A 24740-nucleotide genomic window follows, 5' to 3' on the forward strand; every position below is an offset into this window, starting at 1 on the left:
TTTCAGGTCGCCGAACGTGATCCGCTTCGAAAATGTCGGCCTCCGCTATGGCATGGGTCCGGAGATCCTCCGCGACATTTCCTTGCACATTCCGGAGCGCTCCTTTCAGTTCCTGAGCGGCCCTTCGGGCGCCGGCAAGACGACCTTGCTGCGCCTTTTGTTCATGTCGCTGAAGCCGACGCGCGGCCTGATCACCATCTTCGGCAAGGACCGCTCGCGCATTTCGCGCGGCGAGCTGCCGTTGCTGCGCCGCCGTATCGGCGTGGTGTTCCAGGATTTCCGCCTGCTCGACCACATGACGACCTACGAGAACGTCGCCCTGCCCTTGCGCGTGCGTGGCCGCGAGGAGGCGAGCTACCGCACCGACGTCACCGAGCTCTTGAAATGGGTCGGCCTCGGCGACCGTATGCATGTGCTGCCGCCTGTGCTTTCCGGCGGCGAGAAGCAGCGCGCCGCCATTGCGCGCGCGCTGATCGAACAGCCGGAGATCCTGCTCGCCGACGAGCCGACGGGCAATGTCGACCCGCCGCTGGCGCGCCGGCTTCTGCGGCTCTTCATCGAGCTCAACCGACTGGGCACCGCCGTCGTGATCGCCACCCACGACCTTGGCCTCATGGAGCAGGTCGATGCGCGTCGCATGATTCTGGCCGGCGGAAGGTTGGACGTCTATGACTGATCTTCCGGCCGATCACTTCCAGCACGAAACCGTCGAGGAGACGGCGACGGTCCGCCGTGTCCAGCGCAAGATGGCGCCGATCGTGCCGGCCCAGAACATCGCCGGACGGGCGCTGGTGCTGGTCATCGCCATCATGACCTTCCTGTCGTGCCTCACCTTCGGCGCCGTGACGCTGGTGCGCGATACCGCTTCCGTCTGGGAAAACCAGATATCGCGCGAGGCGACGATCCAGATCAAGCCGGCCGACGGCCTCGACATGGAGGCGGCCCTTGCGCAGGCTTCGCAGATCGCCGGCGAGTTTCCCGGCGTGACGGGCACCAAGATCATCGATCGCGACGCGACGGCGCGGCTTCTGGAACCGTGGCTCGGCAGCGGCCTCAACATCGACGAATTGCCGGTGCCGCGCCTGATCATCGTCACCATCGACGAGGCCAGCCCGCCGGACTTCGCCGCCATGCGCGCCGCCATCACGCCTAAGATCCCAACCGCTGCGCTAGACGATCACCGCACCTGGGTCGACCGTCTGGTCGCCATGGCGCACACGACGGTGACGATCGGCATCGCCGTTTTGGTGCTGATGCTGTCGGCAACCGTGCTGACGGTGGTGTTCGCCACGCGCGGCGCCATGGCCGGCAACGGCCATATCATCGAGGTGCTGCATTTCGTCGGCGCCGAGGCGCGCTTCATCGCGCGCGAATTCCGCTGGCATTTCCTGGTCACCGGCATGAAGGGCGCGGCAGCCGGCGGCGCGTTGGCGATCGTCGTCTTCATCGTCTTTTCCTGGTGGTCGTCGCGCAACATGGCGACACCGCAGGCCGACCAGGCGACAGCGCTGTTCGGCAATTTCGCCATCGGCTCCGCCGGCTATTTCGGCGTCGGCCTGATGGTGCTGGTGATCGGCGCTCTGACCGCTGCGACCTCGCATGTGACCGTCGTCACCTATCTCAGCGACATCGACGTTCGCCAGCCGGATGGGGGCTGACCCATGAGCTATAGCCGAAAATCAGCGGAAAGCGTTATATACAAACAAGAAAACGATCACGGATCGGCCAGATGCCGTAACGCAAAGTGCGCTGTCTTACCTATCAAAGGTCGCATTTCAGAGTTAACCATGGGATGTTTTCAGGATTAACCTGGGGATGATGGACTTGCGGGACTCGACCGGGACGGCTGGGCGGATGCCAGTGGCGCTTGTGCGCGCCGCTGCCCCCGTCAGGTCCGGTCGTCTGAGGTTCGCCCTGCGCGTCTGCGGATTCGTCGTTCTCGCTATCCTGGTGGTTTTTGCCGGCGGCTTCGGGTGGTTCGCCGACAAGGTCAGCCATATGACGACCCCGCTCGACCCGGCCAGGGCCGATGCCATCGTGGTGCTCACCGGCGGGCAGTCGCGCCTCGACGCGGCGATGGAGCTGCTGGCGTCCGGCAAGGGCGAACGGTTGCTGATCAGCGGCGTCCATCCGTCGGCTACCAAACACCAGCTGCAGGCGGCAATGGGCGGCGACAAGCAGCTCTTCTCCTGCTGCGTCGATATCGATCGTGCCGCGCTCGATACCATCGGCAACGCCGAGGAAAGCGCCAAATGGGTGGAGAACCACGCCTATGGCAGCATCATCATCGTCACCAACAATTACCACATGCCGCGCAGCCTGCTTGAAATGGGCCGGCTGCTGCATGGCGCCCGGCTGGAGCCCTATCCGGTGGTCAACACCAATCTCGGCAATGGCGGCTGGCTGACCAAGCCGGAGGCGCTGCGCGTGCTGCTCACCGAATACAGCAAATATGTGCTGTCGCTGGCGCGCGGCTACCTGCCGCTTCGCGCGACGCCCGGGGGCGTCACCCTTGCCGAGGCCTCGGCAACCCTCCCTTCGTCATCCTTTGGCGAAGCAAGGAGCGAAGCGACGCGGCGCTGACCATAGGATCCATTCCGTGACTTCGACGCGCCGCCGCGGTGCAGAATTCTGCTCGGCTGCATTCCTCGGCTGAGGTCACGGAATGGATCCTCGGGTCTGAGCGTCCGCTTCGCTCCCGCTCCGCCCGTGGATGACGAAGTTGGGGAGGCTTCGGCCAATTCCCGGCGTTTGCGATGGTTCACCGAAACGAACGTCTCCGAGAAGCCTGCAGCCTTCCAAATTCCTGTGTCGAAGAACTAATGCATGTCGCCCAGAAGTGTGCAGCGGTTCTGGGACAACGACATGCATAAAAACAAAGACTTAAAGCGTGTCGCTTGAATCCATTTCAGCGCGACACGCTTTAGGCCTCAGTCCGCGCGCCACGCAGGCGCGCGACCTCCTGCTCCAGATCGGCGATGCGCCGGTCGCGCTCGGCAAGGGCGGCGGCGACATCCGCAGCTTCGAAGCGCTGTGGAATGTGCTGCGGGCAATTGGCATCCCAGGCTAAGACCGTGAACAGGATCGCCTGTTCCGGCCGCGCCTTGTAGTCCGGCGGCATAAGCTTCGCCGTCAATTCCGGATCATTTTCGACGATGCGCGCCCTGCCCCAGATCTTGATGCGCTGCCGCAGCATGTAATCGATCAGGAACAGGAAGGCTCTGTCGTTGTCCTCCAGATTGCCCTGGGTGATGAACTGCCTGTTCCCGGAAAAATCGGCAAAGCCGATCGCCTGCTCGTCCAACACCTTGAGGAAACCGGCCGGTCCGCCGCGATGCTGGATATAGGGCTGTCCTTCGGCGTTGGCCGTCGCCAGGAACACGCTGGTCTGCGCCTCGACGAAGGCGGCGAGGTCGGGCGTGATCGTCGCCCGCCAGCCGCCGCGCTGCTCGACCCGCGCATAGGAATCGCGCGACCCCTTGCGGGACTGGATGGCCTTGACGGTCGGTGTGAAGGCGACGTCGCTGGTGAAGGCAGGGGCAATCATGACAACGTCCTCTAATGGCTGGGCTCCGAAAGCGAGTGTGCAGCGGTTCTGGGACAACGACATGCATCGAAACAGTGACTTAAAGCGCGTCGCCTGAATCCGTTTCAGCGCGACGCGCTTTAAGTCCAGGTCAGGCCGCCTGACGAGATTGAACGACGGGGAAGTCGACTTCCGTATCCGCAACCTTGTTGATGTAGTTTGTCCAGACATTGAGAGCGACATGCTGCACGATCTCTATGATCTGCGCGTCGTCGTAGCCGGCACGTCTCACCGCATCGAGGTCAGCTTGGCCGACATTGCCACGCTCGCGCGCGACCTTGGCCGCGAAGCGGACGGCCGCTGCGGCCTTGCTGTCGTTGGAACTCCCTTCCCGGTTGGCAACCATCTCCGCATCGTCCAGACCGGCGAGATTCTTGCCCAGATAGGTGTGGGCGGAAAGACAGTAGATGCACTCGTTGATTTCCGCGACAGCCAGTGCGATGCGCTCTCGCGTCGGCGCCGGCAGCAGGCCCTTGGATAGCGCCGCCGACATTCCGAGATAACCCTCCAGCGCTGCCGGACTGTTGGAGACCAACCGAAACAGATTCGGTGCGACGCCCAGTTGTTTCTCGACGGCCTTGAGCATCGCCTGCGCGGTCTCAGGTGCGTCCGAGATGGTTTCAGGCGTGGGGATGCGTGGCATGTGAACTCCTGTCGAGCTGATGATGCGGCGAAGATGCATTCTTCCACGCACGAACTGTATATGGTATAACTGAAATCTATTATTCCATTTTCTGGAAGAACAATGGACCGCCTCGATGCCATGTCGCTGTTCGTCGCCACCGTGGAGGCCGGCAGCCTTTCCGCCGCCGCGCGACGCGCCGGCGTGCCGCTGGCGACTGTCAGCCGCAAGCTCTCCGAACTGGAGAAGCATTTGAAGACGCGCCTGCTCAACCGCTCGACGCGTCGTCTGACGCTGACCGATGCCGGCCGGTCTTATCTCGCCGCCTGCCGTCGCATCCTCGACGAGGTGAGCGAAGCCGAGCGCACCGCGGCCGGCGAATATTCGAGCCCGACCGGCGAACTGGTCATCACGGCACCGGTCGTCTTCGGCCGCCTGCATGTGCTGCCCGTGATCACCGGCTTTCTCGCCGTCTATCCGCAAGTGGATATCCGCCTGACCTTGTCGGACCGGATCACCCAACTGGTCGAGGAGCATATCGATCTGGCCGTGCGTATCGGCGAGCTGCCGGATTCGGCCATGGTCGCGATCCGCGTCGGTTCGATCCGCCGCATCGTCTGCGTCAGCCCCGCCTATCTCGCCAAGCACGGCATGCCGACGAAACCGCAGGAACTGGCGGGCCACGACTGCATCACCTTTGAAGGTCTCGCCGCGCCAGCAAGCTGGAGTTTTGGTTCAGGCAAGATGGAAATCTCGGTGCCGGTCCGCTCACGTCTTCAGGTCAACACCGCCGAGGCGGCGATCGATGCCGCGATTGCCGGCCTCGGTCTGACGAAAGTGCTCTCCTATCAAGCCGATGCCGCGGTGCGCGCCGGCGCGCTGCGTGTAGTGCTGGAACCGTTCGAGCCGCCGCCCTGGCCAGTGAGCCTTGTGCATGCCGGCCAGGGCCGGCTGCCGGTGAAGCTGCGCGCCTTCCTCGATTTTGCCGCACCGCGCCTGAAGGAGCTATTGGCGCGATCATTGTAGGGTTGGCAACCGACCACTGAGCCGTTTCCTTTTTGCCGCCGCTTGGTGTAACCAACGCACACTTCCTCACGGGCCCCTTGCATGCTCATCATCCGCTCGCTGGCGTTCAACTTCGTCTTCTATCTCAGCCTGATCGTCCAGATGATCTTCTGGACGCCCTATTATTTCCTGTCGCCGCGCCACCGCGCCTGGTTCGTGCCGAAATTCTGGTCCCGCACCTCGATGTGGCTCTATGACAAGATCGCCTCGACCAAGAGCGAAATCACAGGTGTCGAGAACCTGCCGGAAGGGTCCTTCATCCTGGCGCCGAAGCATCAGTCCTTCTGGGACGCGATCGCTTTCTTCCCCTATCTCGACGACGCGCTCTACATCCTGAAGCGCGAGCTGACCTGGATCCCCTTCTTCGGTTGGTACATCATGAAGATGCGCATGATCCCGGTCGATCGCGGCAGCCGCTCGAAAGCGCTCAAGGGAGTCGTCACCGCGACCAGGCAGGAGATGGATCGCAACCCGCGCCAGCTCATCATCTATCCCGAAGGCACCCGCCGCCCGCCGGGCGCCGAGCCGTCCTACAAATACGGCATTGTCGAGCTCTATACGCAGCTCGGCGTTCCCGTCGTGCCGGTCGCCCATGTCGCCGGCCTCTACTGGCCGCGCCGCAAGTTCCTGCGCTATCCGGGCACCATCAAGGCCCGCTTCCTCCCGGCGATCCCGCCAGGCCTCAGCAAGGAGGAATTCATGCAGCGGCTGATCGGCGAGACCGAGGCCGCCTGCGACCAGATGCTCGTCGAGGCAGCGCGGACGCCGAACCCGCCGCCCATGCCGCCGACGGCGGTGCGGCGGCTGGCGGAACTCGGCGTAGCCGCGAAGACCTGATCCTCTATCGCAGCGCCGCCAGGGCGGTGGTCAGCACCAGCGTTGCGGCAAACACCAGATTGATGATCCGCGAGGCCAGCGGATGGCGCAGGAAGCGCGCGAAAGCCGTTCCGGCGAGCAGCCAAACCACATGGATGGCGACGATCATCGCGGCGAGCACAACCAGCCTGGTTGAAGCGTCGAGCTTATCTGCCTGCGACGCGGCGCCGGCGAACATGGCGCCGATCGCCACGTAGGCTTTCGGGTTGGCGACGGCGAGCATGAAGCCGCCGGGAAAATCGGGCTTCGTCGCCGTGCTTGCGCGTTCGGCCAATGGCGGCGCGGTCGCGATTTTGAAAGCGAGATAAAGGATGTAGGCCGCCGAGGCGATCGCAAGCACCGGCGCCAGCCCCGGCACCGAAGTGAGCATGCCGAAAATCCCGGCCGCCACAACCAGAAGCACGGCGATGGTGCCGAGCGCCACGCCCGACGTGTAACCCAGCGAAGGCCGAAAGCCGAAAGCCGCGCCGACCGCGGTCACGCTGATGGTCGCGGGTCCCGGGCTGCCCATGACGACGGTCGCCGCCACGATAAGCGCCAGCACTTGCTGCCAGGGCTGCGCTTCGCCCAAGATGCCACCGGCCATGCCGAACCCTCCTCCTGCCGCGATGCGACAGGACTTACGGGGATTTGTCATGGCCGTCTTGGATGATCGTGCGCGGCGCTTACCGCGATAAGGTGTGTTGAGATTCAGGTCAGGCCGAGCCGAAAATGGCGAATTCCGAGAACCGGAGCGGAGCGTACTTTTCGTACGTGAGCACCGGAAGCACAGGAAGCCGCCATTTGCAGGCCGGCCTCACCTGAATATCAGCACACCTTAGGCGCTGGCGCGGTCGAGCGCTCCGACATCGTCCGCCGAAAGCTTGAGCGAAGCGGCCCGGATCAGACTGTCCATCTGGGCCGGCGTCGTGGCGCTGGCGATCGGCGCAGTGACGCCCGGCCGCGCGATGATCCAGGCCAGCGCCACTTCCGCTTGCTTGGCCGAATGGCGCTCGGCCAGGGCATCGAGCGCGGAAAGGATGCGCATGCCGCGCTCGTTGAGGTAGCCGGCCACGTCCTCGCCGCGTGCGCTTTGCCCGAGATCGGCCTTGCTGCGGTATTTGCCGCTCAGGAACCCCTTGGCGAGGCTGAAATAGGTGATAACGCCGATGTCCTCCGCCTTGCAGAGATCGAGCAGCGGGCCGTCGAGCGACGAGCGATCGTACAAATTGTATTCAGGCTGCAGAACCTCATAGCGCGGCAGGCTGCGCAGGCTGGCGACGTCCAGCGCGGCGCGCAATTGGCCAGCATCGAGATTGGAGCAGCCCGGATAGCGGATCTTGCCCTTTTCGAGCAGCCGCTGATAGGCGCCGAGCGTTTCCTCGTAAGGCGTGGCCGGATCCGGCCAGTGCGACAGATAGAGGTCGATGACATCGACCTGCAGCCGCTTCAGGGATGCGTCGACCGCCTTTTCGATATAGGCGGCGGAGAGGTCCCGCTTGCCCTGGCCCATGTCGGAACCGACCTTGGTGATGACCACGACCTTGTCGCGGTTGCCGCGGCTTTTCATCCAGTTGCCGATGATGGTTTCCGATTCGCCGCCCTTGTTGCCGGGAACCCAGCGCGAATAGGCGTCGGCCGTGTCGATGGCGTTCAACCCCGCCTCGACGAACCGGTCGAGCAGATCGAAGGAGGTCTTCTCGTCGGCGGTCCAGCCGAAGACGTTGCCGCCCAGGACCAGCGGCGCGATGGAAAGGTCGGTGCGACCGAGACGGCGTTTGTGCAAGGCTGATCTCCGTGATGCTGGAACGGGCCTGATGCCCAAGGATGGGTTTGCCGCTAAGCTAGGTCGTGCCCGGCCGAGGTCAAAGGCATGGTTTTGCTTTTTGATCGGACCAGAGCAATTCCAGCAAAGTGCGAGGGGGTCAGGCCCGACGGTTTCGCCGTGGCCTTGCGTCCGGGATTGTGTAAAATCAAAGAGATAGAGGATTGGAGGCGATCTTGTTTCCGCCGGAAATGCCCTTTCACGAAGGCATTTCGCCAGAAATGCCCTTTTCACGAAGGCGCGACCAGACGGCCCACCTCCTCCAGCCAGTGATCGCGGATGCCGAGCGCCTCGAGGTGATCGAGCGTGCTGAGCACATAGTCCTCGTTCCGGCCGGATTGGCCGACGGCGCCGCGAACGATTTTTGCCGCATGGTCCGCGTCGAGCCCGCCGGCATATTGCTCATGCTGCCGGTCGACGATGTAGGCGATCGCCTCGACCGAACCGCCGCCATTCAGCCGGATATCCAGCATGCGTTCGAGATAGACGCTGGTCACCAGCTCGCGCCCACGCAGGTAGGAGAGCACCTCGTCGCGCAGATTGCCGGGAACACGGTAAGCGAGGCCGATGCAGGAGCCGCCACGGTCGAGTCCGAGCACCAGGCCTGGCCGCCCGCGCGTGCCGCGATGCACGAAGGAATAGACGCAAAGCGAGCGCCGGTAGCCGTAAAGCCGGGCGCGGCGCGTCTCGACATGGGCAAATCCAGGCCGCCAGATCAGCGACCCGTAGCCAAAAACCCAAAAATCGCCCATATCGCCAAGCCTGATCGCATTCGAGTGAACGACACCGCACCGTCAAGGTGCTTCTTCTGTCCCCCGCTCGTTTGCGTGAGTGAATCGCCCGCTCGCCACATGAGGGGTTAACGAGAGCCGCAGCATGACGTCAAGTGACGAGCGACCGCCCAGACTTCGCCGCCGGCTGTTCTGGCTTGCCGCGTTCCTTGTCGTGCTGTTCGCGCTCTACAGCGGCGGCTGGTTCTATCTCGCCGACAGGCTCAAGACCGAGGCCGACCAGGCTTCGGCGAAACTCCAGGCCAATGGAATCGTCGCCGGCTGCGCCAGTCTCGCCGTCAGCGGCTACCCAATGAGCTTCACGGTCTCCTGCGACAACATCGCCTATGAGGACGACGCCCGGAAAGTCGCCGCCTCCACCGGAAGCCTCAACGCCGTCGCCGACATTACCGCGCCCTTGTCGCCGGTCGCAGACCTGCGCGGGCCGCTGAGGACCATGGCGCCCGGCATGCCGCCGCTTTTTATCGATTGGGACCAGTTGCAGGCAAAGGTGAAAGTGTCATGGCCGCTGCCAAGGAGCGTTTCGCTGCGGGCCGAAGGGCTTTCCGGCCAGACCGACCCGCAGGACGATACCGACCCCATGCAATTGTTCAGCGCCGGCAAGGCCGCCGGCCAGTTGCAGCCGATCGGCCAGGACATCAACTATATCGGCAGCTTCGGCGATCTCGAGATCAATGCGGATGCCATTGGCGGGCGCGCCTTGCCGGCGCTTGACGGCAGCGGCGAGGTGACGCTGAAGAACGGCGTGGCGCTGATCGCAGCGCCGCCGAAGAGCCTGCGCGGCCAGTCGATCGATATCGCCAAGCTTGACCTGTCGTCGGGGACAGCGCGTATCACGGTGTCCGGACCCGTCTCGGTCGATGCGGAAGGCCTGGTCGACGCAAGTCTGACGATCAAGCTCAAGGATCCCAAGGCAGTGGCAGCCATCCTGGGCGGCGCCATCCCGGAGCATAAGGGCGAAATCGAGCAGGGATTTGCTGGCATTGCCATGCTGGGCAAGGAGCCGTCCTTGCCGCTCAGGATCGTCAAGGGCAAGGCCTCGCTGGGCTTCATCCCGCTCGGCAAGATCAAGCCGCTCGAGTAACGCAACGATGGCGAAGCCGGTCAGACTGCTCAGCGTCGGCGCCTTCACCCTCGACACTATCCTTCGCGTCGAGACTCTTCCGGCGCATCAAGGCAAGTTCATCGCCAGCGACGGCGTCCAGATCGCCTCCGGCATGGCGACGAGCGCCGCTTGCGCCGCACATCGCCTCGGCGCCGAGGTCTCGCTATGGGCAAGCGCCGGCGACGATCTGGTCGGCGACCAGTTGGTCGCCGACATTCAGGCCGAAGGTATCGATTGCAGCCTCATCCGCCGCGTCGCCGGCGCGCGATCAGCGCTGGCCGCGATCCTGGTGGATGCGCATGGCGAGCGCGTCATCGTGCCCTTCTATGACAAGAAGGCGCAGGCCGATCCCGAGGCGCTGCCGCTCGCCGACCTCTCCACCTTCGATGCCGTGCTGGTCGATGTCCGCTGGCCCGGTGCCGCCGCCCTCGCACTGGGCGCAGCCAGATCGATCGGCCGTCCGGCGATCCTCGATGCCGATACCGCGCCGGTCGAGGTGCTGGAGCGCCTGCTGCCTCTGGCCACGCACATCGTTGCTTCCGAGCCGGCGGCGCGCATCGTCTGCGGCCACGCGCTCGACCCTGAAAGCGCCTGCGCCGACCTTGCCTCGCGCACCGATGCCTTTGTCGCGGTGACAGGCGGCGCGGCCGGCACCTGGTGGCACGACCGCGCGACCGCGCGCGTGCGCCATGTCGAGGCGCCGAGGGTCAAGGCGGTGGACACGCTCGCCGCCGGCGACGTCTTCCACGGCGCCTTCGCCGTCGGACTTGCCGAGGCGATGCCGATGGAAGAAGCGCTGCGTTTTGCCAGCGCCGCTGCTGCGCTCAAATGCCTGCGCTTCGGCGGGCGACTGGGCGCACCGAACAGGGCTGAGACGCTAGCGATGATGGCGACGCACTGGCCGTCAGCCCGAGAAGGCAAAGGGAGCTGAGATTCAGGTCAGGCCGAGTCGAAAATGGTGGATTCCGAGAACCGGAGCGGAGCGTACTTGAAGTACGTGAGCACCGGCCTACGCCGGCCATAGCCTTAATTTCACTGCCACGCTACTGATGAATGCTTCGGCCGGCGAAGGCCGGAAGCGCAGGGAGCCGCCATTTGCAGACCGGCCTCACCTGAATATCAGTTCCCTTTGGGGTGCTCGACCGCCTGCCGGCCAAAGTCCGGCACATCGATGTCCTGGCCGGCCTCGATGATCGAGCGGCGAACGGCGCGGGTGCGGGTGAAGAGGTCGAACAGCTTCTCGCCATCGCCCCAGCGGATCGCCCGCTGCAGCGAGGCGAGGTCTTCCGAGAAGCGCGCCAGCATCTCCAGGATCGCATCCTTGTTGTGCAGGCACACGTCCCGCCACATGGTCGGGTCCGAGGCGGCAAGACGGGTGAAGTCGCGGAAGCCGGAGGCGGAATACTTGATGACTTCGCTCTTGGTCACCGCTTCCAAATCGTCCGCCGTGCCGACGATGTTGTAGGCGATGATATGCGGCAGGTGCGACACGATCGCCAAAGTCATGTCGTGGTGCTGCGGGTCCATCGTGTCGATGTTGGAGCCGCAGCGCCGCCAGAATTCGGAAAGCTTCTCAAGGGCTGCGGGATCGGTGCCCGGCAGCGGCGTGAAGATGCACCAGCGGTTCTCGAACAGATCGGCGAAGCCGGCGTCGGGTCCGGACTTTTCCGTGCCCGCCAGCGGGTGTCCGGGGATGAAGTGCACGCCTTCCGGCACATGCGGCTCAATCTGCGCGATCACCGAGGCCTTGGTCGAGCCGACATCGGTGAGGATGGCGCCCTTCTTAAGCGCCGGCGCGATCTCGGCCGCGACCTCGCCGGAAGAACCGACAGGCACCGAGACGACGACGAGGTCGGCATCGCGCACGGCTTCGCTGGCGTCGGTGCTGTAGGAATCGCCAAGGCCAAGTTCCTCGGCGCGCTTCAGCGTTGATGCGCTGCGCGTCGCGATGGCGATGTGGCGCGCCAGGTTCTCGCGGCGGATGACGCGGGCGAGCGACGACCCGATCAGGCCGATGCCGACCAGCGCTACTTTCTCGAACATCGGTGATGCCATGGTCTTTAGCTTTTCAGGAAGGTCTTGAGCGCGTCGATGACGCCGCGATTGGCCTCTTCGGTGCCGATGCTCATGCGCAGCGCATTGGGAAAGCCATAGCCGGTGACGCGGCGCAGGATATAGCCGCGCTGGCTGAGGTAATCGTCCGCGGCCGCCGCCGAGTGCTTCTTGCTGTCGGGAAAATGGATCAGCACGAAATTGCCGACGCTGGGTGTGACGCGCAGGCCGAGCCCGGTCAGCTCCGCGCTGAGCCAGGCCAGCCATTTCTCGTTATGCGTCACGCTGCGCTCGATATGGGCCCGGTCGCGGATCGCGGCGATACCGGCCTCGATCGCGGTCGCATTGACGTTGAAGGGACCGCGAATGCGGTTGATCGCGTCGACGATATGCGCCGGCCCGTACATCCAGCCGATGCGCGCGCCGCCGAGGCCGAGCTTGGAGAAGGTGCGGGTCATGACGACGTTTTCGGAACTGCCGGCCAGCTCGATGCCGGCTTCGTAGTCGTTGCGCCGCACATATTCGGCATAGGCCGCGTCGAGCACCAGGAGCACGTTCTTGGGCAGCGACGCATGCAGCCGGCGCACCTCCTGGAACGGCACATAGGTGCCGGTCGGATTGTTGGGATTGGCGAGGAACACGATGCGCGTCGCCGGCGTCACCGCGGCGAGGATCGCATCGATGTCGGCGCGCTCGTCGGTCTCCTTGACCGCGACTGGCTTGGCGCCCGCCGCCTGGATGTAGATCTTGTAGACCATGAAGGCGTGCTCGGTGAACACGGCCTCGTCACCCGGTGCGAGATAAGTCTGCGCCAGGAGCCCCAGAATCTCGTCGGAACCGTTGGAGCAGATGATGTTTGCCGGGTTGAGGCCATGCACCTCGGCGATCGCCTCGCGCAGCCGCCGGGCGGAGCCGTCCGGATAGACGTCGAGCTTCGCCGCCACTTCGCGCGCGGCCTCGATCGCCTTCGGCGAGGGTCCGAGCGGATTTTCGTTCGACGACAGTTTGTAGACCTTCGTCACGCCGGCTGGCGCGGTGCTTTTTCCCGGCACATAGGCCTCGATGTCCATGATGCCCGCACGGGGCGTCGGACGGGGCTGATCCTGCTTCATGTCACAAATCCGTCGAGAAGGCCTTCAAGGCCGCAGCGGAAATACAGGCCACAGGCTGGAATGTCGAGTGCCGGCGCTTGCGCCAGGACTCTGCCCACCCGTTGACGAAGCGCGGCGCTGGCCCTAGAAGAGCTGCCAGATTTCCGTGGTGATTTGGCCGGTCGGCTTGCAGCCACGTTAAACAACTCGCTAAAGGGCCGTTTGCAACCTGTAACCGGCTTTGCGACGGCAAGCCGGTTTTTTGTTGTCCGTGGCCGGTCGGACAACCGCATCGAACGAAACCGATGTGGACAGGATGAGGATGGTCATGCCCGCTCAGCGCGCTGCAAGAACCAACGACGAGGCCGACCATCCGTCGAGCCCGGTGCTGCAGTTCGGCTCCGACAAGCCGCTGAAGCTCGACGCCGGCTCGCTGCTTTCGCCGTTCCAGATCGCCTACCAGACCTACGGCACCCTGAACGACGCGCGTTCCAACGCCATCCTCGTCTGCCACGCGCTGACCGGCGACCAGCACGTCGCCAACACCCATCCGGTGACTGGCAAGCCGGGCTGGTGGGAAGTACTGATCGGCCCCGGCAAGATCATCGACACCAGTCGCTTCTTCGTCATCTGCTCCAACGTCGTCGGCGGCTGCCTTGGCTCGACCGGCCCGGCCTCGACCAATCCGGCGACCGGCAAGCCCTACGGGCTCGACCTGCCGATCATCACCATCCGCGACATGGTGCGCGCGCAGGCGATGCTGGTCGATCATTTCGGCATTGAAAAGCTGTTTTGCGTGCTTGGCGGCTCGATGGGCGGCATGCAGGTGCTGGAATGGGCTGCCAGCTATCCGGAGCGCGTGTTCTGCGCCCTGCCGATCGCCACCGGCGCCCGCCATTCCTCGCAGAACATCGCCTTCCACGAGGTCGGCAGGCAGGCCGTCATGGCCGATCCGGACTGGCATGGCGGCAAATATCTCGATTTCGGCAAGCGCCCGGAAAAAGGGCTCGCCGTCGCGCGCATGGCCGCCCACATCACCTACCTTTCGGAAGCCGCGCTTCATCGCAAGTTCGGCCGCAACCTGCAGGACCGCGAGGCGCTCACCTTCGGCTTCGACGCCGACTTCCAGATCGAAAGCTATCTGCGCCATCAGGGCATTACCTTCGTCGACCGCTTCGACGCCAACTCCTACCTCTATCTGACCCGAGCGATGGATTATTTCGATCTGGCCGCCGATCACGGCGGGCGCCTTGCCGACGCCTTCGCCGGTACCAAGACGCGCTTCTGCCTCGTCTCCTTCACCAGCGACTGGCTGTTTCCGACCGAGGAGAGCCGCTCGGTCGTGCATGCCTTGAACGCGGCGGGCGCTTCCGTCTCCTTCGTCGAGATCGAGACCGATCGCGGCCACGACGCTTTCCTGCTCGACGAGCCGGAACTGTTCGCGGCCATCAACGGCTTCATCGGCTCGGCGGCGCGCGCCAGGGGGCTCAGCGCATGACCCCGAACCGAAGGTCAGCGAACGCAAAAAGCTGCGGACTTTTCGGACCGGGATCATGCGCCATCCAGGAGGCGAAGCCATGACCGTCAACCGCGCCCAGCGTGTCGACCTCGAGGTCGTGACCGATCTCATCCCGGCCAATTCGCGCGTGCTCGATGTCGGCTCGGGCGACGGCCTGCTTCTGGAGCTTTTGCAGGAGACCAAGCAGGTCGACGGCCGAGGGCTGGAACTGTCGCAGCGCGGCGTCAACGAATGCGTGGCGCGCGGCCTTTCCGTCATCCAGGGCGACGCCGACACCGATCTCGAATTCTACGCCGACAAGGGCTTCGACTTCGTCGTCCTGTCGCAGACCCTGCAGGCGACGCGCAACCCGAAGGTCGTGCTCGACCAGTTGCTCAGGATCGGCAACCGCGCCATCGTCTCCTTCCCCAATTTCGGCCACTGGCGCGTGCGCTTTTCGCTGCTGATCAAGGGCAGGATGCCGGTCACCAAGGACCTTCCCTATTCCTGGTACGACACGCCCAACATTCACTTCTGCACCATCCGCGACTTCGTCAACCTGTGCGAGGAGCTCGGCGCGACCGTCGAGAAGGCGACCGCGCTCGACGCCAACGGCCAGAAGATCGGCCTGTCGATGCCCTGGTGGTTCTGGAACTTCTTCGGCCAGCAGGCGGTGTTTTTGTTGAAGCGCTGACGCGAGATCCAAAAGCGTCTGGTTCTTGCCGGGTCCTCCTCGATGTCCCGCTAGCCAAGCACATCCGTGGCCTTGTGCGGATGCTCGATGCCATCGACGAAGATGACGTCGGATTCGGAGTTGTCGGTGCGCAGCTTGAGGATTTGTTGATACGCGGACGACCGGTACCAGTCCCGCGCATGCTGCCTGTCCGGAAATTCGATGACGATCAAATGCCCGGGCCAGCTGTTCTCGACGACCTCGACATCGCCGCCATGGACCATGAAGCGCCCGCCGAACGGCGCCAGCGTGGCGTCTATCTTCTCGAGATACTCGACCATCCAGGGGCCTGGCGTGACTTGGCGCATATGGGCAACGGCGTAAGCGGTCATGATCCTGCTCCTTTATGGATCGAAGCCGATCGGCCGGCCTCGTGGCATCACCATGCAAAAGCCAGGTAGTCCAGTCGATTACCTTCGACGTCATCGGGACAAGGCACCCTCCTTGGCCATGGCGAGCGGACCATCACACCGGCCGGAATGCCGATTGTGTTGCCGTCAAACCGCAATGTTGCGGAAAAGCCACCAGCTCCGGCATTTCCTGGCGGGCGCGGCGTGACACAAGAGTGGCTTTTTTGTAGCTTCAGCCCGCAAATCAAAGGTGGGACACGAAGATAGCCATCAGACCCATCCGGCAAACATCAGAACCGACCGGCAGTGGCAGCCCGATGTCGAGCGAAGACGGTCCGCTGATTACCGTGATCACGCCGACGCACAATCGGCGCAGCCAGGTCGTGCGCGCGGTGGAAAGCGTTCTGGCGCAGACATTTACCCGCTTCGAGCACATTGTTGTCGACGACGGTTCGACGGACGGGACCGCCGCCGCGCTTGCCGAAATCCGCGACCCAAGGCTGATCTATGTCGGCGCCAAATGGCGCGGCGCCAATGCCGCGCGCAATGCGGGCATAGAACGCGCGCGAGCGCCTGTTGTGACCTTCCTCGATTCGGACGATGTCTATCTGCCCGACCGGCTGGAGCGGACGCTGGCGCGCTTCGACGAGAACCCTTCGCTCGAAGTGCTGATCAGTTCCTACCTGTCGGTGAAGGGCAGCCGCAGCACCAAATGCATCAATCGCAACGCCCTTCTCGACAAGAGCACGCTGCAGCGCGCCCTGGTCTCGCAGACCATCTTCATTGCCGGCTCCGCAATCACGGCCCGGCTCGGGTCACTGCTGGCGATCGGTGGCTACGACAGCGACGTGACGCGCATGCAGGATCGCGAATTGCTGCTGCGCTTTGCCCAGCGCAGCGGCGCCTTGCTGTCCGAGGACATCGACTGGAAAAAATACAATTCGGAGAATTCGATCTCCGGCCGCCGCGACGGCTATGTCGAGGCCTATGCCAATCTGATCGGCAAGCACCCTTATATCGCCGACCGCTATCCCGACGTTCCACCTTACATGATCGCGCGGCAGATCATCGCCGACATCCTCAAGGGCAGGTTGCCGCAGGCGTTTTCAGGCTATCATGCCAACCGATCGTCCAAGTCGCTCGGCTACTCGCCGGCCGAACTGTTGCGCGGCTATGTCGTGGGCCGCCGCTGGCGCCGCGACTGTTACGACGAGTTCCGGGCAAAATACGGCGCGCGGGCGATCTGAAAGAGCAAGGTCGTTGGCCCTCTATCTGTCGAGTTCCGGAAAATATGGATCGGAAAACCGCTGCCGAAGGCGCTCGCCCAGCAGGCAATCGACAGGCGCCGCATCCTCGACGCGGATGGATCTGGCGTCGGTGAGGCCGCTCACCTCCTGGATCAGTTTGCGGCGGATGGCCGTCGAGAATTCAGACGCCGCGTAGATCGGCAACACGAAAGAGCCGGCGCCTCCAGTCACGCAGTCGGCGTAGTAGCGGTCGAGACGGCTGACGCTCGGCGACGGGCTGATGAGAATCGGCAAGCCGTTGATGACGACACCCCTGGCGACGGCGGCATCGCGGATTGCAGTGACGGGCAGTCCGGTATTGTTGGGCCCGTCGCCCGATATGTCGATGACGCGGCGCGGTGCCGAAAAGCCGGTTCGCTCCAGAAGCCCGGCGCCGAAGCCGAGGGCCCCTGAAATCGAGGTGCCGCGGAAGCTGCGGAATGGCCGCGCGGCGATCTTGTCGGCGAAGGCGTAGGCGCTGTCCTCGCCATCGATGATCTGCCAGGCAATGACCCCGTCGTCGCGCACCACGCCCGCCCATTCGAAATAGGCGAGCGCGATGCGGCCATTTCGACCCGAGCGCACGGCATCGATGAAGTCGGGGTGACGCAACGCTTCGACATAGCCGGCACGCTGCAGGGCGAACTCGCGCTCATCCATCGACTGCGAGATGTCGACGGCAAGCACAAGTTCCACATCCACCGGCGCGCCATCGCCTGGTGCGGGCAACGGCGCCGCCTCGGCGCAGGCAAGGCAGGCAAGCAGACCGAGCATCGCAAGCATGGCAGCCTCGAATGACCCTCGGAATCTTCCCAGCGATAGCGGCGAAAATAAAGCTATTTCTTTTTGACGCGGGCAGTGGCGGGCGGCGGCTCGATCGCCCCGGCGCGGACACGCGCCGGCTTCAACGCCGGTGCGCCGGTATCCTTCACGATACTCAGCGCGCGCGGAAAGAACTGGCTGTTGTGCAGGCCGCGCCCGATGTTGAGGATGGCGGCATCGGGCAGCCGGGTCTGCAGCATCGCCAGCACGCGCCGCAGCGACGGGCCGTCGAATGCGTCCAGGGCTTCGTCGATGATCACCCATTTCGGCTTGCGCAAGGCGACCCTGGCGAACGCCAGCGCGCGTTGTTCGTCGTCGCCCAGGTCGCGTTCCCACCGCCCGGGATGGTCAAGCGCGGTCGACAGTCGATCGAGGCCGACCTCGGCAAGCACCGCCGAAATCTCGGCATCGCTGGCCGGGGCCTGCCCGTTCGGGTGGTCGAGAACCTCGCGCAGCGTGCCGGCCGGGAAATACGGCACGCGAGGCACGAAGATGGGGGCCTCGCCGGCGGGCAGGCCGATCCGGCCGCTCCCCCATGGCCAGAGGCCGGCAATGGCGCGGAAGAACAATGTCTTGCCGGCGCCCGGCTCGCCGGTGATCATGACGCGCTCGCCGGCATGGATTTCGACATCCGTCTGGGCAAGCTTGGTGCAGCCTTCCGGCGAAGCCACTTCAAGGGTGTCGAATGTCAGGCTGCCATTGGCGTTTTCGCCGAATTGGATACGTTTTTCCGTGTCATGCAGCGCATCGGTTTCGGTGAGCGCGATTCGGAAATCCGCCACGCGCATCAGCGTTGCGCGCCAGTCGGCGATGCTGCCGATGTTGTTGATGAACCAGCGCAAGGACGAATGGACCTGGTTGAAGGCGCCGACCGCCATCATCAACCCGCCGAAGCTGATGTCGCCGGCGAAATAGACCGGCGAAGCCACTAGTATGGGCGCCACGACCGTTATCCAGCCATAAGTGTCGGTCACCCAGGAAAGGTTGATCTGCGCGGTATAGATGCGCCGCATGGCGCCCAGCACCGTTCCGAGGTCAAGTTCGAGCCGTCGCCTGGCATCGGGCTCGCCATGGTAGAGCGCTATGGCGTCGACGTTCTCGTTGACCCGCACCATGGAGGAGCGCAGTTCCGCTTCGCGGGTATAGCGCTCGCTGTTGAGGCTGATCAGCGGGCGTCCAACCAGCCAGCTCAGCCAGGAGGCGGTGCCTGCATAGAGGAAGGCGGCCCAGACCATGTAGCCCGGTATCGCCAATGAATAGCCGCCGACGTGGAACACGAAGCCGAAAGACAGCTCCCACAGCACGCCGATGAAGGAGACGAGCAGGATGAACGACTGCAGCAGGCCGACGCCGAGATCCGTCGACAGGTCCGACAGATGCGCGGCATCCTGCTGCATGCGCTGGTCGGGATTGACGCCGATGGCGCCGGCATTGGCCAGCCGAAAAGCCCGCGCCGGCCGCATCCACTGATCGATCAGGTCCAGCGTCAGCGCCTCGCGCAACCGCAGACGGATCCTCTGGTTAAGCCAGGTCTGGCCGATATTGAGCACCAGAAGTCCGCCGGCAATGGCCGCGAAGACCAGAAGCTGGTGCAGGAAGTCCGCCATGTCGCGCCGCGCCAGCGCATCGTAGAAGGGCTGGTTCCAGCGATTGAGCAGAACCTGTCCGATCGAGGTCGCGACGATAACCGCGACGATGCCGATCGAGACCCAGGCAAGTTGCCTGCGCACCGGCGAGGACTTCAGCCCCGATTTGACCGTCGCCACCTGGTCGGCGAGGCTGCTCGCCTCGACCGAGAAAGTGGCTGGCTTTTTATCGGTCTGGTCGGCCATGAAGCATAGTCCTGGTTTCCGCAGCGGTCACGAATACCGCGCCAAGCGAGCATTCCCCAGATAGGGTGATGATCGTTGCGCGATGCAAGGCGCGGCGGCGATCACGAACGCGTCACTAGGCCGGTCCGGCGTCGGCCGCGCGCCGGCCAAGCCGCGTCGCCCCCTGCGGCGAGAAGACCGGCACGAAAACGCGGCGCGAGGCGCGCTGCGCCACCGGCACGCCCTGGTAGAGCCGCTTCTGCGCCTCGACGACGATGACGCCGGAAAAGATCGGCCAGAACCGACGGCCGGCCCGCTCCAGCACATTGTGGAACTGCATCATGAAACGCCGCGGCGACGGCGGGAAGAACAGCGCGTCGCTCCATGTCGCCGGGGTGAAATTGGCCTCGCGCAGCAACTCGGTCAACTGGCCGCGCGAGAACGGCCGGCCGTTGCCGAAGGGCGTATGCTCGAACCGCGCCCAGACGCCGCGCCGGTTGGGCACGACGATGACGACGCGCCCTGCGGGCGACAGCACGCGCCAGATCTCGTTCAGGGTTTCGCGCGGGTTCTCGGCATGTTCGAGCGAATGGACGAGCAGCATGCGGTCGATGCAGGAATCGACCAGCGGTAGTTCCTCGTCGAACACCAGCGCCGTCGCCGTCGGGCCCGACGCCGGCCACACCACCGCGCCCTGCGTCGCCGGCATGAAGGCGAAGACGCGCTCGGCATCGGTGCCGAAGCGTTCCAGCCATGGCAGCGTGTAGCCGAGGCCGACCAGCCGCTCGTTGGGCACGGTTGCCCATATGGCCGACAGCGCCATGGTGATCGAACGCTCGGCCAGGCGGCCGAGCGTGGTTGAGTAGAAGGAACGCAGATCGACGATATCCGAATGCATGCGCGGGACGGTAGCTGTGAAGCATGCCAAGTTCAACAAAGGCGCCAAGTTCAACAAACCCGGATGACATCGGCGGCGCGCCGCCCTATCTCTGCGGCGACAACGGAGAAAGATGCAATGCCCGTCGAGATCGAGCAATTCATGTGCCGCACCGACAATTTCGGCGTGCTGGTTCACGACCCTGAAAGCGGTCAGACGGCGATCATCGACGCGCCGGAAGAGGCGCCGATCCTGGCCGCAATCAAGCGCACCGGCTGGACGCCGACATTGATCCTGACCACGCATCACCATACCGACCATGTCGAAGCCAATCTGGCGCTGAAGGAACACTTCAAGCTGCGCATCGTCGGCCCGGAAGCCGAAAAGGCAAAGATCCCCGGCATCGACGAGACGGTCAGCCAAGGCTCGGTCGTGTGCCTTGGCGAGGAAAGGATCGACGTCATCGAGACGCCCGGCCATACCGCCGGCCACGTCTCCTACCATCTTCCGGCCTCGAAAGTGGCCTTCACCGCCGACACGCTGTTTGCGCTGGGTTGCGGCCGCCTGTTCGAATGCAAGCCGCCGGTGATGTATGAATCGCTGAAGAAGCTGGCGGCGCTGCCGGCCGAAACCGCCATCTATTGCGGCCACGAATACACTTTGGCCAATGCCCGCTTCGCGGTGACGGTCGATCCGGGCAACCCAGCGCTGAAGCAGCGCGCGGCAAGGATCGAGGCGCTGCGCGCCGACAACAAGCCGACGCTGCCGACGACCATCGGCGAGGAACTGTCGACCAATCCGTTCCTGCGCTGGCACGACCCGGCGATCCGCAAGCATCTCGGCATGGAGAAAGCCAGCGACGCCGAGGTGTTTGCCGAAATCCGCAAGCGCAAGGACAATTTCTGATTCCAACGCTCGTGTCGCCCAAAAGGTACGACCAATGACCAGCGCCGCCGAAATCATCGCAACGCTTGGCCTGCAGCCGCACCCGGAAGGCGGCTGGTATGCCGAGACGTTCCGCGACGCCGCCTCAGGCGGGCGCGGCCATTCGACCGCGATCTACTTCTTGCTCGAGCAGGGCCAGCTTTCGGCCTGGCATCGGGTGAAGGACGCGGCCGAGGTCTGGCACTTCCATGCCGGCGCGCCGCTGGCGCTGTCGATGCATGAGGAAGGCTCCGGCAGCGTCATCGAGCAGGTGCTGGGCGCAGCCCTTGCCACTGGCGAGCGGCCGCAGATCGTCGTGCCGGCCGGCTGGTGGCAGTCGGCGCGCAGCCTCGGCGAATGGACGCTGGTCGGCTGCACGGTGGCGCCGGGTTTCGATTTCGCCGCTTTCGAACTGGCCGAGCCCGGCTGGCAGCCTGAAAACGCCTAGCTCAATAGAAAGCCCAAGGTGATCGCCAGCTGCGCGACGTAATAAAGCACCCAAACCGCATAGCGCATCCATACCCGATGCGGCGAGAGCGCCGCGAGCAGGAAGCGTTCGGCCGCCAGCAGCCCGTCCGAGGCGATGAACAGCACCGCGCCGGCGATCACCCAGACCTTGTCCGTGGTGAGCGCTGAAATGCCCATGGCGAGGATCGCGGCGACATAGACGGCGATCGGGACGCGCAGCTGCGGGCCGACGCGGCGCCAAAGCGCGGCAAGCATGACGATGCTGAACGCGGCCATGGCCAAGCCGATCGCGCCCCGCCAGGATTGCGCGCTCAACAGTTCGAGACCGCCACCTGCTTGTACAAACAGCGCGACATAGACGATGTGGCCGGCGAGAAAGCTCGCCAGTCCGCCGAGAAATGCCTTTTCGCCGTCACGCGACAGAAAGGCGTCGCCGATGGCGCTGAGCGCCAGCGCCACGACAAGCAGCAGCGGACCGCCCTGCATAGCGGCAAGCACGGCCAGGAGAGCGACGGCAAGCGTCTTTGCCGCCGTGCGCGTCCATTTCGGCGGCATGTCGAGCGCAAAGGCGTAGATCACGGCCGCGATGAACGAGAACAGAAGCGTCGCATTGGCGTTGGCCTCGATGCCGCCTGGAAACGGCATCATGCGTTCACCTCTTTAGCCGCCGGCTTGCGCATCAGCAGCGACTTCGCCGCGAGCGCCGCACCGCCGGTGATGAGCACGCAGGCCGCAAGGATACGAAGCGACGGCTCGGCGACGCCGGCGGCGATCAGCACCAGCGTCGACAAAAGCGGCGCGGCATAGCTCGCGGCGCCCAGCACCTGGATGTTGCCGCGCTTGACGCCGATATCCCAGGCGTAGAAGGCCGCGCCGACCGGCATCAGGCCGAGCCCGATGATGGCCAGCCACTGGCCAGGACCGTCCGGCAGCACGGTCTTCTCAAGCAGCAGGTGGCAGGCCAGCGAAAGCACCGAGGTCGCCGCGCAGAACCAGGTGACGATCGAGGTCGGCACCGAGGGAAAACGCCGTGACAACAGCGAATAGGACGACCACAAAAGCGCGCAGACGGCCGCCATCGCATAACCGAAGGTGTAACGCGCATCGAAGGCCAGTCCGCCGCCCTTGGTGACGATCAGGAAGGTGCCGGCAAGGCCGAGCAGCGCGCCGACGACATGGTTCCAGGCCAGCCGCTCGCCCGGCATCAGCGCCGAGCCGAGCACGATCAGCAGTGGCCACAGATAGGCGATCAGGCTCGCCTCGACCGCCGGCGCGTTGCGCAGCGCCGTGAAGTAGAAGAAATGGTAGCCGAACAGCCCGGCTATGCCGATCACCCAAACCTGCGGTGGGATCTTCTGGCTCCGGTCGGGCGCCGGCATCACCAGCCGCGCCGCAAGGCCGACGCAGGTGCCGATGGCGAAAGTGATGGCCGACAGCAGGAATGGCGGCACTTGCCCGGAGGCATCGGTGAGCAGCGCCAGCAGCGCCCACATGGCGACCGCCGAGAACCCGATCAGTGTTGCGCGCCCCATATCTGCTCCCCGCGGCGCGCGGTGGCGCCTCGAGCAATTCCAGGAAAAGTGCCTTGCGGTTTTTCCGTCCGGAATTGCGTAAAACTGAATTAGTTCACCGCTTCGAATTGCCTCGCGCTGATGGTCAGCGGCCCGATCTGGGTCCCGACCGTGGCGCGGATCGGCGCATATACGCCGGATTGGCCTAGCGGCGCAAACGTCACCAGCATGCGGCTCTTGTTCTTGAGGAAATTCAGCGCCTTGCGGCCCTTGCGATAGCCCGCCACCGGCTCGAAGCCCATCTTGCAGGTCACCGTGTCGCCCTTGTAGCCCGGCACCGAGATCGAACCCTTGGAGGCATAGGTCAAGGTCAGGTCGGCGCGCATCTCGCCATCATAGAACTTGACCGTCCGTCCGCAGACCTTGTCCAGGCTGTCGGCGTGGATGACGGTCGCGGCCATCGGATCGAGCACCGATTTCAGGTCTGCGTCGCCGAGCGGCACCCAGCTCTTCGAATCGCGCTTCTTCGGCGGGGGAATGACCTGCGTGGAGGTGACCGCGCCGTTGCTGAAGCGGATGTCGACCGCAGAGGCCTTCTTGCCGGACGTATAGTCGGCCCGGAACGCCTGCGGCATCATCTGCTTGCCGGAAATGGTGCCTTTCGACGAAATCGTGCCTTTCGTGTCGTCGAACAGCTTGCCGAGCCCGGCGGCGGAGACGGTGCCGTTGATGGCATAGGCGTCGCCTTCGTAGCGGCTGGAAAAAGTCGCCCTGGCGATCGAAAGGCCGAGATACGACACTGTATATTCGCCCTTGAAGGACTGCGGCGCCGCCGCGGCGAAGCTTGTTGCCGGCACGGCGAGGGCAAGAAGGGCGGCGAGTGCGTGAGATGGACGGAGCATGGCGGCTGGCGAATCCCTGGCGGTTCGGCCGGAACTAAAGAGGTCCAGCCTGGCATATCCCTTCGCGATGGGCTTATAGTATGAAATCCGGCCTTTATATGGAGCGTGTCTGGCAACTGGCCTCGCGCCGGAGCTTGACGCAGTGGTGAAATGCCACTAAGGAACGCCAACTTTTCCAAAGGCCGCCTGACCGAGACCGCGCGCCGCCCGGCGCGGGCAGAATGGTTTGGCAGGTTTAGAAACTGAAGGTTAGACAAGATGTCCCGCACCTGCGAACTCACTGCCAAGGCAGTTCAGACCGGCAACAATGTGAGCCACGCCAACAACAAGACCAAGCGTCGCTTCCTGCCGAACCTGGTCAATGTGACGCTGATTTCCGAAGCGCTGAACCAGAACGTTCGCCTGCGCATTTCGGCCAACGCGCTGCGTTCGGTCGAGCACCGCGGCGGCCTCGACGCCTTCCTGGCCAAGGCCGACGTCAAGGAATTGTCGCAGCGTGCTCGTCTGCTCAAGAAGCAGATCGCCAAGAAGCTCGCCGAGCAGCCGGCCGCCTAAGCAGCTTTCAG

General features: G+C 64.3%; 27 protein-coding genes and 1 riboswitch. Of the genes, 13 read left to right on the forward strand and 14 right to left on the reverse strand.

The annotated features are described in order from the left end of the window. Positions 1–16: 16 nt before the first annotated feature. From ftsE to YU3_RS36725, 3 genes are all read left to right on the forward strand, one after another. Complete coding sequence (ftsE, locus tag YU3_RS0117565) at positions 17–676, forward strand: cell division ATP-binding protein FtsE (protein WP_027167480.1); 660 nt, start codon at positions 17–19, stop codon at positions 674–676. Beyond that, entirely contained in the window at positions 669–1658 is a 990-nt protein-coding gene (locus YU3_RS0117570) for an ABC transporter permease (RefSeq protein ID WP_027167481.1), read from the forward strand. The genes ftsE and YU3_RS0117570 overlap by 8 nt, the downstream gene beginning before the upstream one ends. Before the next feature lie 196 nt (positions 1659–1854). Next, positions 1855–2583, forward strand: a complete 729-nt coding sequence (locus tag YU3_RS36725) for a YdcF family protein (protein ID WP_245273532.1) — start codon at positions 1855–1857, stop codon at positions 2581–2583. A gap of 340 nt (positions 2584–2923) precedes the next feature. Here YU3_RS36725 and YU3_RS0117580 read toward each other — a convergent pair whose 3' ends face one another. Together YU3_RS0117580 and YU3_RS0117585 are read right to left on the reverse strand one after the other, a co-directional pair. After that, positions 2924–3547, reverse strand: a complete 624-nt coding sequence (locus tag YU3_RS0117580; protein ID WP_027167482.1) for a pyridoxamine 5'-phosphate oxidase family protein — start codon at positions 3545–3547, stop codon at positions 2924–2926. A 130-nt stretch (positions 3548–3677) separates the two neighbouring features. Then, on the reverse strand, positions 3678–4229 hold the full coding sequence (locus tag YU3_RS0117585; RefSeq protein ID WP_027167483.1) for a peroxidase-related enzyme: 552 nt from the start codon (positions 4227–4229) through the stop codon (positions 3678–3680). Positions 4230–4331: 102 nt separating this feature from the next. On the opposite strand from YU3_RS0117585, the gene YU3_RS0117590 reads away from it, so the two are divergent. Together YU3_RS0117590 and YU3_RS0117595 are read left to right on the forward strand one after the other, a co-directional pair. Then, complete coding sequence (locus YU3_RS0117590) at positions 4332–5234, forward strand: LysR family transcriptional regulator (RefSeq protein WP_027167484.1); 903 nt, start codon at positions 4332–4334, stop codon at positions 5232–5234. Positions 5235–5315: 81 nt separating this feature from the next. Next, a complete protein-coding gene (locus YU3_RS0117595) occupies positions 5316–6110 on the forward strand; it encodes a 1-acyl-sn-glycerol-3-phosphate acyltransferase (RefSeq protein WP_027167485.1) in 795 nt (264 codons plus the stop codon). A gap of 4 nt (positions 6111–6114) precedes the next feature. Here the strand turns inward: YU3_RS0117595 and YU3_RS0117600 are convergent, their stop codons facing one another. From YU3_RS0117600 to YU3_RS0117610, 3 genes are all read right to left on the reverse strand, one after another. After that, the gene (locus YU3_RS0117600) at positions 6115–6735 is read right to left on the reverse strand and encodes a LysE family translocator (protein WP_027167486.1); all 621 of its coding nucleotides are present in this window, start codon (positions 6733–6735) and stop codon (positions 6115–6117) included. Between the two features lie 231 nt (positions 6736–6966). Beyond that, positions 6967–7914 (reverse strand): aldo/keto reductase, encoded by a 948-nt coding sequence (locus YU3_RS0117605; RefSeq protein WP_027167487.1) that lies wholly within the window; start codon positions 7912–7914, stop codon positions 6967–6969. Between the two features lie 269 nt (positions 7915–8183). Further along, positions 8184–8705: a gamma-glutamylcyclotransferase gene (locus tag YU3_RS0117610; protein WP_027167488.1), complete on the reverse strand. Its 522-nt coding sequence runs from the start codon at positions 8703–8705 to the stop codon at positions 8184–8186. Between the two features lie 124 nt (positions 8706–8829). On the opposite strand from YU3_RS0117610, the gene YU3_RS0117615 reads away from it, so the two are divergent. Both YU3_RS0117615 and YU3_RS0117620 read left to right on the forward strand, forming a co-directional pair. Then, a complete protein-coding gene (locus tag YU3_RS0117615) occupies positions 8830–9828 on the forward strand; it encodes a DUF2125 domain-containing protein (RefSeq protein ID WP_027167489.1) in 999 nt (332 codons plus the stop codon). Positions 9829–9835: 7 nt separating this feature from the next. Beyond that, positions 9836–10780, forward strand: a complete 945-nt coding sequence (locus YU3_RS0117620; RefSeq protein WP_027167490.1) for a sugar kinase — start codon at positions 9836–9838, stop codon at positions 10778–10780. 188 nt (positions 10781–10968) lie between these two features. On the opposite strand, the gene YU3_RS0117625 is transcribed toward YU3_RS0117620, so the two are convergent. Then, positions 10969–11904 carry a prephenate/arogenate dehydrogenase family protein gene (locus YU3_RS0117625; protein WP_027167491.1) on the reverse strand — a complete coding sequence of 312 codons (936 nt, stop codon included), beginning with the start codon at positions 11902–11904 and terminating at the stop codon, positions 10969–10971. 5 nt (positions 11905–11909) lie between these two features. After that, positions 11910–13013, reverse strand: a complete 1104-nt coding sequence (gene hisC, locus YU3_RS0117630; protein ID WP_027167492.1) for a histidinol-phosphate transaminase — start codon at positions 13011–13013, stop codon at positions 11910–11912. 135 nt (positions 13014–13148) lie between these two features. Beyond that, a riboswitch (SAM riboswitch) is annotated at positions 13149–13226 on the forward strand. A gap of 94 nt (positions 13227–13320) precedes the next feature. Between hisC and YU3_RS0117635 the strand changes: the two genes are divergently transcribed. Together YU3_RS0117635 and metW are read left to right on the forward strand one after the other, a co-directional pair. Further along, a complete protein-coding gene (locus YU3_RS0117635) occupies positions 13321–14490 on the forward strand; it encodes a homoserine O-acetyltransferase (RefSeq protein WP_027167493.1) in 1170 nt (389 codons plus the stop codon). 79 nt (positions 14491–14569) lie between these two features. Then, a complete protein-coding gene (gene metW, locus YU3_RS0117640; RefSeq protein ID WP_027167494.1) occupies positions 14570–15184 on the forward strand; it encodes a methionine biosynthesis protein MetW in 615 nt (204 codons plus the stop codon). A 50-nt stretch (positions 15185–15234) separates the two neighbouring features. On the opposite strand, the gene YU3_RS0117645 is transcribed toward metW, so the two are convergent. After that, positions 15235–15555: a DUF1330 domain-containing protein gene (locus YU3_RS0117645; RefSeq protein WP_027167495.1), complete on the reverse strand. Its 321-nt coding sequence runs from the start codon at positions 15553–15555 to the stop codon at positions 15235–15237. A 335-nt stretch (positions 15556–15890) separates the two neighbouring features. Here YU3_RS0117645 and YU3_RS0117650 point away from each other — a divergent pair, with 335 nt between their 5' ends. Beyond that, entirely contained in the window at positions 15891–16820 is a 930-nt protein-coding gene (locus YU3_RS0117650; RefSeq protein ID WP_027167496.1) for a glycosyltransferase family A protein, read from the forward strand. 21 nt (positions 16821–16841) lie between these two features. Here YU3_RS0117650 and YU3_RS0117655 read toward each other — a convergent pair whose 3' ends face one another. The 3 genes from YU3_RS0117655 to YU3_RS0117665 form a co-directional block, all read right to left on the reverse strand. After that, positions 16842–17642 (reverse strand): DUF1194 domain-containing protein, encoded by an 801-nt coding sequence (locus YU3_RS0117655; RefSeq protein ID WP_084508116.1) that lies wholly within the window; start codon positions 17640–17642, stop codon positions 16842–16844. Between the two features lie 53 nt (positions 17643–17695). After that, the gene (locus YU3_RS0117660) at positions 17696–19513 is read right to left on the reverse strand and encodes an ABC transporter ATP-binding protein/permease (protein ID WP_027167498.1); all 1818 of its coding nucleotides are present in this window, start codon (positions 19511–19513) and stop codon (positions 17696–17698) included. 115 nt (positions 19514–19628) lie between these two features. Continuing rightward, positions 19629–20390 carry a methyltransferase domain-containing protein gene (locus tag YU3_RS0117665; RefSeq protein ID WP_027167499.1) on the reverse strand — a complete coding sequence of 254 codons (762 nt, stop codon included), beginning with the start codon at positions 20388–20390 and terminating at the stop codon, positions 19629–19631. Positions 20391–20507: 117 nt separating this feature from the next. On the opposite strand from YU3_RS0117665, the gene gloB reads away from it, so the two are divergent. After that, the gene (gloB, locus tag YU3_RS0117670; protein ID WP_027167500.1) at positions 20508–21275 is read left to right on the forward strand and encodes a hydroxyacylglutathione hydrolase; all 768 of its coding nucleotides are present in this window, start codon (positions 20508–20510) and stop codon (positions 21273–21275) included. Positions 21276–21309: 34 nt separating this feature from the next. Beyond that, complete coding sequence (locus YU3_RS0117675) at positions 21310–21741, forward strand: cupin domain-containing protein (protein WP_027167501.1); 432 nt, start codon at positions 21310–21312, stop codon at positions 21739–21741. Here the strand turns inward: YU3_RS0117675 and YU3_RS0117680 are convergent. The 3 genes from YU3_RS0117680 to YU3_RS0117690 all read right to left on the reverse strand — a co-directional run bounded on the left by YU3_RS0117680 (position 21738) and on the right by YU3_RS0117690 (position 24174). Then, positions 21738–22409, reverse strand: a complete 672-nt coding sequence (locus YU3_RS0117680; RefSeq protein WP_027167502.1) for a lysoplasmalogenase family protein — start codon at positions 22407–22409, stop codon at positions 21738–21740. The two genes, YU3_RS0117675 and YU3_RS0117680, sit on opposite strands and share 4 nt — an antisense overlap. Next, the gene (locus YU3_RS0117685) at positions 22406–23293 is read right to left on the reverse strand and encodes an EamA family transporter (RefSeq protein ID WP_027167503.1); all 888 of its coding nucleotides are present in this window, start codon (positions 23291–23293) and stop codon (positions 22406–22408) included. The genes YU3_RS0117680 and YU3_RS0117685 overlap by 4 nt, the downstream gene beginning before the upstream one ends. Positions 23294–23382: 89 nt before the next feature. After that, complete coding sequence (locus YU3_RS0117690) at positions 23383–24174, reverse strand: DUF3108 domain-containing protein (protein WP_027167504.1); 792 nt, start codon at positions 24172–24174, stop codon at positions 23383–23385. A 258-nt stretch (positions 24175–24432) separates the two neighbouring features. Here YU3_RS0117690 and rpmB point away from each other — a divergent pair, with 258 nt between their 5' ends. Next, complete coding sequence (gene rpmB / locus YU3_RS0117695; RefSeq protein WP_027167505.1) at positions 24433–24729, forward strand: 50S ribosomal protein L28; 297 nt, start codon at positions 24433–24435, stop codon at positions 24727–24729. Positions 24730–24740 lie beyond the last annotated feature (11 nt).

It is taken from the genome of Mesorhizobium sp. WSM3224, from assembly GCF_000427725.1.
In the GTDB taxonomy this organism is placed as follows: Bacteria; Pseudomonadota; Alphaproteobacteria; order Rhizobiales; family Rhizobiaceae; genus Mesorhizobium.

What these genes read in the sequence shown, in the direction of transcription:
- YU3_RS0117570 (WP_027167481.1), top strand. Translation starts at nt 669, where the DNA reads ATGACTGATCTTCCGGCCGATCACTTCCAGCACGAAACCGTCGAGGAG.
- YU3_RS36725 (WP_245273532.1), top strand. Translation starts at nt 1,855, where the DNA reads ATGCCAGTGGCGCTTGTGCGCGCCGCTGCCCCCGTCAGGTCCGGTCGT.
- YU3_RS0117580 (WP_027167482.1), bottom strand. Translation starts at nt 3,547, where the DNA reads ATGATTGCCCCTGCCTTCACCAGCGACGTCGCCTTCACACCGACCGTC.
- YU3_RS0117585 (WP_027167483.1), bottom strand. Translation starts at nt 4,229, where the DNA reads ATGCCACGCATCCCCACGCCTGAAACCATCTCGGACGCACCTGAGACC.
- YU3_RS0117590 (WP_027167484.1), top strand. Translation starts at nt 4,332, where the DNA reads ATGGACCGCCTCGATGCCATGTCGCTGTTCGTCGCCACCGTGGAGGCC.
- YU3_RS0117595 (WP_027167485.1), top strand. Translation starts at nt 5,316, where the DNA reads ATGCTCATCATCCGCTCGCTGGCGTTCAACTTCGTCTTCTATCTCAGC.
- YU3_RS0117600 (WP_027167486.1), bottom strand. Translation starts at nt 6,735, where the DNA reads ATGGCCGGTGGCATCTTGGGCGAAGCGCAGCCCTGGCAGCAAGTGCTG.
- YU3_RS0117610 (WP_027167488.1), bottom strand. Translation starts at nt 8,705, where the DNA reads ATGGGCGATTTTTGGGTTTTTGGCTACGGGTCGCTGATCTGGCGGCCT.
- YU3_RS0117615 (WP_027167489.1), top strand. Translation starts at nt 8,830, where the DNA reads ATGACGTCAAGTGACGAGCGACCGCCCAGACTTCGCCGCCGGCTGTTC.
- YU3_RS0117620 (WP_027167490.1), top strand. Translation starts at nt 9,836, where the DNA reads ATGGCGAAGCCGGTCAGACTGCTCAGCGTCGGCGCCTTCACCCTCGAC.
- YU3_RS0117625 (WP_027167491.1), bottom strand. Translation starts at nt 11,904, where the DNA reads ATGGCATCACCGATGTTCGAGAAAGTAGCGCTGGTCGGCATCGGCCTG.
- hisC (WP_027167492.1), bottom strand. Translation starts at nt 13,013, where the DNA reads ATGAAGCAGGATCAGCCCCGTCCGACGCCCCGTGCGGGCATCATGGAC.
- YU3_RS0117635 (WP_027167493.1), top strand. Translation starts at nt 13,321, where the DNA reads ATGCCCGCTCAGCGCGCTGCAAGAACCAACGACGAGGCCGACCATCCG.
- metW (WP_027167494.1), top strand. Translation starts at nt 14,570, where the DNA reads ATGACCGTCAACCGCGCCCAGCGTGTCGACCTCGAGGTCGTGACCGAT.
- YU3_RS0117645 (WP_027167495.1), bottom strand. Translation starts at nt 15,555, where the DNA reads ATGACCGCTTACGCCGTTGCCCATATGCGCCAAGTCACGCCAGGCCCC.
- YU3_RS0117650 (WP_027167496.1), top strand. Translation starts at nt 15,891, where the DNA reads ATGTCGAGCGAAGACGGTCCGCTGATTACCGTGATCACGCCGACGCAC.
- YU3_RS0117655 (WP_084508116.1), bottom strand. Translation starts at nt 17,642, where the DNA reads ATGCTTGCGATGCTCGGTCTGCTTGCCTGCCTTGCCTGCGCCGAGGCG.
- YU3_RS0117660 (WP_027167498.1), bottom strand. Translation starts at nt 19,513, where the DNA reads ATGGCCGACCAGACCGATAAAAAGCCAGCCACTTTCTCGGTCGAGGCG.
- YU3_RS0117665 (WP_027167499.1), bottom strand. Translation starts at nt 20,390, where the DNA reads ATGCATTCGGATATCGTCGATCTGCGTTCCTTCTACTCAACCACGCTC.
- gloB (WP_027167500.1), top strand. Translation starts at nt 20,508, where the DNA reads ATGCCCGTCGAGATCGAGCAATTCATGTGCCGCACCGACAATTTCGGC.
- YU3_RS0117675 (WP_027167501.1), top strand. Translation starts at nt 21,310, where the DNA reads ATGACCAGCGCCGCCGAAATCATCGCAACGCTTGGCCTGCAGCCGCAC.
- YU3_RS0117680 (WP_027167502.1), bottom strand. Translation starts at nt 22,409, where the DNA reads ATGATGCCGTTTCCAGGCGGCATCGAGGCCAACGCCAATGCGACGCTT.
- YU3_RS0117685 (WP_027167503.1), bottom strand. Translation starts at nt 23,293, where the DNA reads ATGGGGCGCGCAACACTGATCGGGTTCTCGGCGGTCGCCATGTGGGCG.
- YU3_RS0117690 (WP_027167504.1), bottom strand. Translation starts at nt 24,174, where the DNA reads ATGCTCCGTCCATCTCACGCACTCGCCGCCCTTCTTGCCCTCGCCGTG.
- rpmB (WP_027167505.1), top strand. Translation starts at nt 24,433, where the DNA reads ATGTCCCGCACCTGCGAACTCACTGCCAAGGCAGTTCAGACCGGCAAC.